The following is a 7,481-nucleotide window of genomic DNA, read 5'->3' as shown; positions in this document are numbered from 1 at the left end:
ACAGTGAAGTTCTGGACAGTGCAGAAAGTAAGATCAAACTTCCGTTTCCACTGCCGGGATTTAAGAATGAAGAAGAGCTGAGACATCTTGATAAGACGCTGAAACATTTGAATGTTTTGCTTATCATCAAGAAACATCCGGTGCAGAAAGAATGGGGCATAGAAGAGGATGCTTTTGAGAATATTCGTTTTGTGAATCAGGAAATGCTGGATCAGAAAGAAATACAGCTGTATGAACTGATCAGCGCCAGTGATGGACTGATTTCAGATTATTCATCGGTAGCCGTCGATTATATGCTGCTGAATCGGCCACTGGCTTTTGTGCTGTCAGATATGCAGCAATATAAAGAGACCAGAGGCTTTGTATTTGAGAATCCACAGGAATATATGCCAGGCGAGAAAATTTATGATCTTAAAGGTTTGGAGGAATTTGCTGTACATGTGTCAGGAGAAAAGGACCTGTACCGGGAAGAACGAAGAAAATTGCTTCCGGTTATGCATCAGATGCCTGTCAAAGAAAATTATTCTAAGGCATTGGCAGAGTTTCTGAAATTATAAAGTCCTATGATTTATCGGTTGAAGACATCATCAGTAATAGCTTAGAACGTGTTTGAAAAATGCAATAAAAATGTAAGAAATGGAGAACATTATGGAAAAGGTAATTGGATACACACAGGGAACTTTTGATATGTTTCATATTGGCCATCTAAATCTCATCAAAAACGCAAAACGTCATTGTGACTATCTGATCGTTGGTGTAAATGCTGATGATCTGGTGGAATCATATAAACATAAAAGACCAATCATTCCGCTGGAAGAGAGAGCGGAGATCGTTCGTGCGATCAAATATGTAGATGAGGTAATTGTTACTACAACTCTGGATAAGAAAAAAGTATGGGAAAAAATACGATTCAATGAGATCTATATCGGAGATGACTGGAAAGGTAACGAGCGCTGGGAAAAAACAGGAAAAGAGATGGAAGCACTCGGAGCAAAGCTTGTATATCTTCCATATACGAAAGATACTTCATCAACCATGCTTCGTGAAAAATTAAAAGAGTTTTAAGGAGTGTTTATATGGGAATCCAGAAGAAAGTCAAGAAGAAAATAAAGAAAATTAAAAATGCGGCAAAAAAAATCCAGAAAGTAAAAGCCCAAAAGGGCAGAAAAAGCAATGCTTTCTGAATTGTGGGCAACCATCACATATGGAATTTATGATGGACGTACGATCAGACGTATGAAGAAGTTTCCACCGGCATTAATAGAAAACAGAATGCTTTTTGAGACAAATGATGATTTTACGGATAATGGTCGTGCACTGTTTGATTATCTGGTTGAAAATGGATACAACAAAAAATACGAAATCATATGGCTGGTTCATGAGCCGGAAAAATATAAAGAATATGCCGTAGAGAATGTGAAATTCGTAAGAAACTTTAAGAAAGGTTCTACAATCCGAAGAGCAGAAGCGTATAAATATGCTCTGACATCCAAATATATTTTCTATACTCAGGCATTTAACTGGATTGGAATGTCAAGAAGAAATCAGCTCTTTATTGATCTCTGGCATGGATGCGGATATAAGGCAAATAAAAATGGACGTAAGGTATTTTTTGATTATTGTCTGGTTCCCGGAGATATCTTTATTAAAACAAAGATGGAATTCTTTGGATGTACTTCCAAGAAACTTCTCTCTTTTGGATACCCGCGTTATGATATGATGCTCAGAGGAAGCAAAAAGGCAGACGAGTTTAAGGAGAAGCTGCTGAAAGAAACGAACAGTGAGAAAATGATTCTCTGGATGCCGACATACAGACATGCTTCCAGCGAACGTCTCAATGAGGAAACATTGAATAATGAATTTAATATTCCGATTATTGACGATGCAGACAAACTTCTTGAACTGAATAATTTCTGTAAGGAAAATCATATTCTGATCGTTATCAAGAAGCATTATCTCCAGATTCCGTATGATTTTGGTGAGAATGTTCTTACAAATATTGTTTATCTGGAAAATAAAGATCTTGCTGATAACGAATTACAGCTTTATGAATTCATCAACTGCTCAGATGCGCTTGTTTCAGATTATTCATCTGTTGCGATTGACTATCTGCTTCTGGACAGACCACTGGGCTTCACACTGGATGATTATGAAGCTTATACAGAGTCCAGAGGATGGGTATTTGATGATCCACTGGAATATATGCCTGGTGAACATATGTACAATATGCAAGATTTTGAGAATTTTATTTTGGATATCAAGAATGGAAATGATAAGTATAAGGAACAGCGTGCCAGTGTAAGAGCGAAAACACATAATGTGTGCGATAATTACTGTCAGCGTGTACTGGATTACTTTAACATCACTATGTAAAGCCATAACAGGAGAAGAAAGATAAATGAAAATATGTATTTGGTGTACTAAGATATTTGATCTTGGCGGAACTAAGCGAGTTGTCACACTCCTTGCAAATGAACTTGTAAAAGAACACGATGTAACGATCATGATATACCAGGATAGATTTAAAGAAGACCGCAATATGTACCATATGAGCGAAGATATCAAAGTGGACTTTATTGACAACAGTGAATTTGTCAATCGCCATCATACACCGGCTTTCTGCTGGCGTTATCTTGTTCAGAAACTGAATGCGAAATATGGAATTTTTAATAAAGAAAGATTTAACGATATCCTGGCAGATGCGATTTTCCCTAAGAAGACCAGGGAAAAATGGGTGAAGTATTTAAATGAGCAGAACTATGATATCATTATTACAACTGCCGGTCTGAGTCTTCGCCTTGGTATGCTGGCACCGGAACTGAATGCAAAGACGATTGGCTGGCAGCATAACTGCTATGCCGGATATCTGGATGTGCCTAATGTTGTATTCTGGAAACAGGAATGTCTGCTTCAGGAATATCTGCCCAAATTGGACAGATATATCGTCCTCAGTGATTATGATAAACGCGATTATAAGAAATTCCTGGATATTGATACAGAGGTTAAAATCAATCCGAGAAGTTTCGTAAGCGAACGCAAATGTGATCCAAAATCCAAGCGTTTTCTTATGGCTACCCGTTTCGTATATGCCAAGGGTCTTGACTTGATGATGGAATCCTTTGAGGAATTCTGCAAACAGGATGACGAATGGCAGTTAGATATTATCGGAGCCGGTGATCTTTGGAACCAGATCGTGGCAGATGCCAAAAGACGTGGTATTGAAGACAGAGTTAACTTTGTTGGCTATACCAATGAACCGGAGAAATATTATCTGAATTCATCTATTTTCCTTCTTCCGTCAAGATGGGAAGGGTGGCCGATGGTTATCATGGAAGCTTTTGAGTTTGGTCTTCCGGTTATCGCATTCCATACAGGTGCGATCGGATCTGATCATAGATGATGGAAAGACAGGATACCTGCCGGAAGCTTTTGATACAAAGAAATTTACAGATGCAATGTTAAAACTTGCCCATGACGAAGAGCTTCGCAGGGAAATGTCCAGAAATGCAATCTGGAAGTCAGAAGATTTTGCAATTGAAAAAGCTGTCAAAGAATGGAACCGTCTTTTCAACCGTGTGATGGGAATTGAGACATTTTATCAGAAGAATGAAAAGAAGATTCTTGAATGCAGGGAAAAATATCCGTTGAGAACCAGTTATGCTGAATTTGTAAAGGAATATCAGCTAAGGGATAAAACCATTCTTTACGAAGCGTTTGGCGGACGTGGAATGATCTGTAATCCGTATGCTCTTTTCCTGTACCTTCTGGAAAAAGAAGAGTATCAGGATTATACACATATCTGGGTTTTAGATGATTTTGAAGACAACAGGAAGCAGATTGAAAAATACGAGAAATATCCAAATGTAAGATTTGTAAAATATAAGTCAAAGGAATATTGTAAAGATCTTGCAACGGTAAAATATCTGGTAAATAATGTAAGTTTCCCAAGTTATTTCCTTAAGAGAGAAGGACAGGTGCTGATCGATACCTGGCATGGTACTCCGTTAAAGAACATGGGATTTGATATTCCGGGAGCTAATATTTCTCAGGGAAATACAGCAAGAAATCTTCTCAGTGCAGATTATATTGTTTCTTCAGGCCCTTACATGACTGAGACGGCATATAAGAATTCTTATAAAATGCAGAATCTGTATGAGGGAACAATCCTTGAAGAAGGCTTCCCGCGCAATGATAAACTGTTTGAGAATAATCGCGCAGAAATTATTCGGAAACTTCAAAGTTATGGCGTAAATGCAGAAGCGGATAAAAAAATAATCCTTTATGCTCCGACATGGAGAGGTGAGCAGTATGGTCAGCCGGATACAGACTTACAGGACGTATATAAACTGATTCAGATCATAGAAAACAGCATAGATACAAAAGAGTATCAGGTATTGGTTAAACTTCATCAGATCGTATATCATTATCTGAAAGAGAATCAGGTGGAACTGGGAGATGCTCAGGCGAAATTTATCCCTGCTACAATGGATACCAATGAGATTTTGTCTGTTAACAGATGTGCTTTCTTTCTGATTATTCCAGTGTTTTCTACGATTTTCGGTGCTTTGACAGGGAACCCGATTCTGTTCTATGTGCCTGATGCAGAAAACTTTGAAGATTCCAGAGGATTATATTATGGATTTGACAATCTTCCGGGACCGGCGGTATCTTCGCCGGCAGAAACTGGGTGAGCTGCTCAAAGATATTCCGGCAGCAGTAAGTTCTTATCAGGAGAAATATGCGAAAGCCAGAGTACAGATATGTTCCAAGAGATGACGGAAATGTCTGCAGACGAATCGTTGATGTGATGTTTGACGGAAAAGAACCGGTAAATCCGGTATACCTGAATAAAACAGATAAAGTAAAACTTTTGGTATATGCAGGTGATTTTAGTGATGCACCTGAGACAACGGCATTTTATCAATTCCTGAACAAAGTAGATTTTGAACATTTTGATGTCACTCTGATTGGGTAATGGCGCAAAGGAAGAGGAATCTGCAAAGAAATTGAATGAACTGTCAAAAGAAGTGAGGGTATTATACTGGAAACGTTCTTATCCTGCTACAGATGAGGAATATGTATGCCATAAGAAGTTCATGAAAGCAGAGGAAACAGAAGTGCCTGAGATGCTTCTTGATTTCTATAAGCGTGAGCTTCGAAGAATACTGGGAATGTCAAAGTTTGACTATGCTGTAGTATTTACAGATATGAAGAAGTTTTTCCCTGCAATGTCTGGTGCACTGGATGTGAAGCAGATATATGACATAGAAAACTGGCAGGAAGTTCTGAAATTTTAAAAAATTATGTAAGCAGTCTGGTAAGTATAAATTACTGGACTGCTTTTTATATTATAGAAATTTTTTTGTAGTATTTCTGATGACAGGAAAATATGATAAAGCTTTTCGGGTGCTACTGAAAACGGAGTGAACAGTAACTTTCAGGTGCGCAGATAATTGCGCATGGATTTTAAGGCATTTTTCTCCAGGCGACTGACCTGTGCCTGGGAGATGCCTATTTCCTGAGCCACTTCCATCTGAGTTTTTCCTTCGTAAAAGCGCAGTTCTATGATATGTTTTTCACGTTTGCTTAGACGCTTCATGGCTTCCCTGAGAGACAGATCTTCAATCCAGCGATCTTCTTTATTTTTGGTATCGCTGATTTGATCCATAACATAAAGAGTATCTCCTCCTTCGGTATAAACCGGTTCAAAGAGGCTTACCGGATTTTGAATCGCGTCCAGAGCGTATACGATCATTTCTTTTTCGATACCGATTTCCTGTGCAATTTCGGTGACTGTCGGTTCTTTAAGATGCTGTTTCATATAAGTTTCGCGGGTATAGATCGCTTTATATGCAATGTCGCGAAGAGAGCGGCTTACACGAATGCTGTTTTATCCCTTAGGTATCTTCGGATTTCTCCAATGATCATGGGAACGGCATATGTTGAAAATTTTACCTGTAGAGTTGTGTCAAAGTTATCGATTGCTTTGATCAGGCCGATACAGCCGATCTGAAAGAGATCATCTGCATTTTCGCTGCTGTTTTGAAATCTTCGTATCACACTGAGGACCAGCCGCAGATTTCCTTTGATGTATAATTCACGTGCCTGTTCATCACCTTTTTTGATACGGCTGAACAGTTCTTCTTTTTCTTCTGCATTAAGAACAGGAAGTTTCGCCGTATTGACTCCACAGATTTCTACTTTGTTCAGTGCCATCTTTTTTGAATCCTCCTTATTATCCTTAAACGTAAAACAGTAAAATTTACCTGATAATGTTTCAGTAAGAATGATTCTCAGATGGAGAATAATTATACTTTTAACTGGAAAATATAAAAAATATTGCCCCTTGACAAAGTAAAGGCTTAAAGCATATCGCTATATCCGCCTGACGCCGCAGCAGGTGTGGATATATGGTTATTTATGTAAACATTTTTCTTCTTCAATCTCCACAAGAATAATATCATCACCAATTCGGCAGATACATTCCCAGGGAATGAGATATTCGCTGTCATGTCCAAAAAGACAACACAGTTTTCCGGGACCAGGCACGATCAAAGCTGTCAGACGATTGGTTTTGCAGTCGAATTCTATATCAACAGGACATCCAAGACTTCGACAGGTACAGGTATTGATTACTTCTTTTTGCTTTAATTCGCAGATTCTCATAGAATTGGAAGATCCTTTCTGAATACAAAGAGTTATCCGTTACCGAGATTGAAATGAACAGTAACGTTATCTGATAACAATTTATGTATTTTTGCGAAAATTTATGCAAGTCCTTTTATTGACACTTCAAATAGAAATACAGTATAATAAACTCATACATAACTGTTCAGTACCATGTTTCTATGTGAAAATATCTCATGGGATAGTAGACTGCTGAATAGTTACAGCTATACAACATAATCTCACAGAAAACGTGATATGACTTAAAAAGGGGGGACGTCCTATGAAGTGTCCATTTTGTAATCAGGATAACACGAGAGTAGTTGATTCCAGACCGGTAGAGGATACAAACTCTATTCGCCGCCGCCGTTTATGCGATGCCTGTGGCAGAAGATTTACTACATATGAGAAAGTGGAGAGTATTCCGCTTACGGTGATCAAGAAAGATCAGAACAGAGAGCAGTACAGTCGTGCCAAGATTCAGGCAGGCATTCTGAGAGCGTGCTATAAAAGACCGATATCTATAGATAAAGTGGAAGAAATGATGGATGCCATCGAAGGGGAAATTTTTAATACGGAAGAAAAAGAAATTTCCAGCACAAAGATTGGAGAGATCGTGATGAATCATCTCAAAGATCTGGATGCGGTTGCTTATGTACGTTTCGCATCAGTGTACAGAGAATTTAAAGATGTCAGTACATTTATGGATGAACTGAAGAAGTTTATGAATTAACACATTAATATTGATCAGATGCTGTGAAAAAAAAGATAGCTGCTGTTTTGAGATAGCGGGGGAAAGACCGCATATATCAGAC

Annotated in this window: 9 protein-coding genes and 1 pseudogene; 8 read left to right on the top strand and 2 right to left on the bottom strand. The window is 38.4% G+C overall.

Annotation, left to right across the window (positions count from 1 at the left end):
• From AC058W_RS17230 to AC058W_RS17200, 7 genes are all read left to right on the top strand, one after another.
• A partial coding sequence (locus AC058W_RS17230) for a CDP-glycerol glycerophosphotransferase family protein (protein ID WP_479390410.1) occupies positions 1 to 557 on the top strand: 557 nt, incomplete at its 5' end.
• Between the two features lie 91 nt (positions 558 to 648).
• Positions 649 to 1,065 (top strand): FAD synthase family protein, encoded by a 417-nt coding sequence (locus AC058W_RS17225; protein ID WP_117677026.1) that lies wholly within the window; start codon positions 649 to 651, stop codon positions 1,063 to 1,065.
• 108 nt (positions 1,066 to 1,173) lie between these two features.
• Positions 1,174 to 2,373: a CDP-glycerol glycerophosphotransferase family protein gene (locus tag AC058W_RS17220; protein ID WP_119244825.1), complete on the top strand. Its 1,200-nt coding sequence runs from the start codon at positions 1,174 to 1,176 to the stop codon at positions 2,371 to 2,373.
• Between the two features lie 25 nt (positions 2,374 to 2,398).
• Positions 2,399 to 3,400, top strand: coding sequence for a glycosyltransferase (locus tag AC058W_RS17215; RefSeq protein WP_479390408.1), 1,002 nt, complete (start codon positions 2,399 to 2,401; stop codon positions 3,398 to 3,400).
• Positions 3,375 to 4,691, top strand: coding sequence for a CDP-glycerol glycerophosphotransferase family protein (locus AC058W_RS17210; protein WP_479390407.1), 1,317 nt, complete (start codon positions 3,375 to 3,377; stop codon positions 4,689 to 4,691). Before AC058W_RS17215 ends, AC058W_RS17210 begins: the two co-directional genes overlap by 26 nt.
• A 47-nt stretch (positions 4,692 to 4,738) precedes the next feature.
• The gene (locus AC058W_RS17205; RefSeq protein WP_479390406.1) at positions 4,739 to 4,975 is read left to right on the top strand and encodes a hypothetical protein; all 237 of its coding nucleotides are present in this window, start codon (positions 4,739 to 4,741) and stop codon (positions 4,973 to 4,975) included.
• Positions 4,968 to 5,297, top strand: a complete 330-nt coding sequence (locus AC058W_RS17200) for a hypothetical protein (RefSeq protein ID WP_479390405.1) — start codon at positions 4,968 to 4,970, stop codon at positions 5,295 to 5,297. Before AC058W_RS17205 ends, AC058W_RS17200 begins: the two co-directional genes overlap by 8 nt.
• Before the next feature lie 140 nt (positions 5,298 to 5,437).
• Here the strand turns inward: AC058W_RS17200 and sigG are convergent.
• Together sigG and AC058W_RS17190 are read right to left on the bottom strand one after the other, a co-directional pair.
• Positions 5,438 to 6,216, bottom strand: a pseudogene (sigG, locus tag AC058W_RS17195) (RNA polymerase sporulation sigma factor SigG).
• Positions 6,217 to 6,414: 198 nt separating this feature from the next.
• The gene (locus tag AC058W_RS17190; protein WP_117677030.1) at positions 6,415 to 6,666 is read right to left on the bottom strand and encodes a PRC-barrel domain-containing protein; all 252 of its coding nucleotides are present in this window, start codon (positions 6,664 to 6,666) and stop codon (positions 6,415 to 6,417) included.
• A 283-nt stretch (positions 6,667 to 6,949) separates the two neighbouring features.
• Between AC058W_RS17190 and nrdR the strand changes: the two genes are divergently transcribed.
• On the top strand, positions 6,950 to 7,399 hold the full coding sequence (gene nrdR, locus AC058W_RS17185) for a transcriptional regulator NrdR (protein ID WP_117677031.1): 450 nt from the start codon (positions 6,950 to 6,952) through the stop codon (positions 7,397 to 7,399).
• The last annotated feature ends 82 nt before the right edge of the window (positions 7,400 to 7,481 follow it).

The organism is Blautia sp. CGZ-1-C1 (assembly GCF_056504575.1).
The sequence above is the reverse complement of the archived record's forward strand: the minus strand, read 5'-3'. Positions and strand labels throughout refer to the sequence as shown.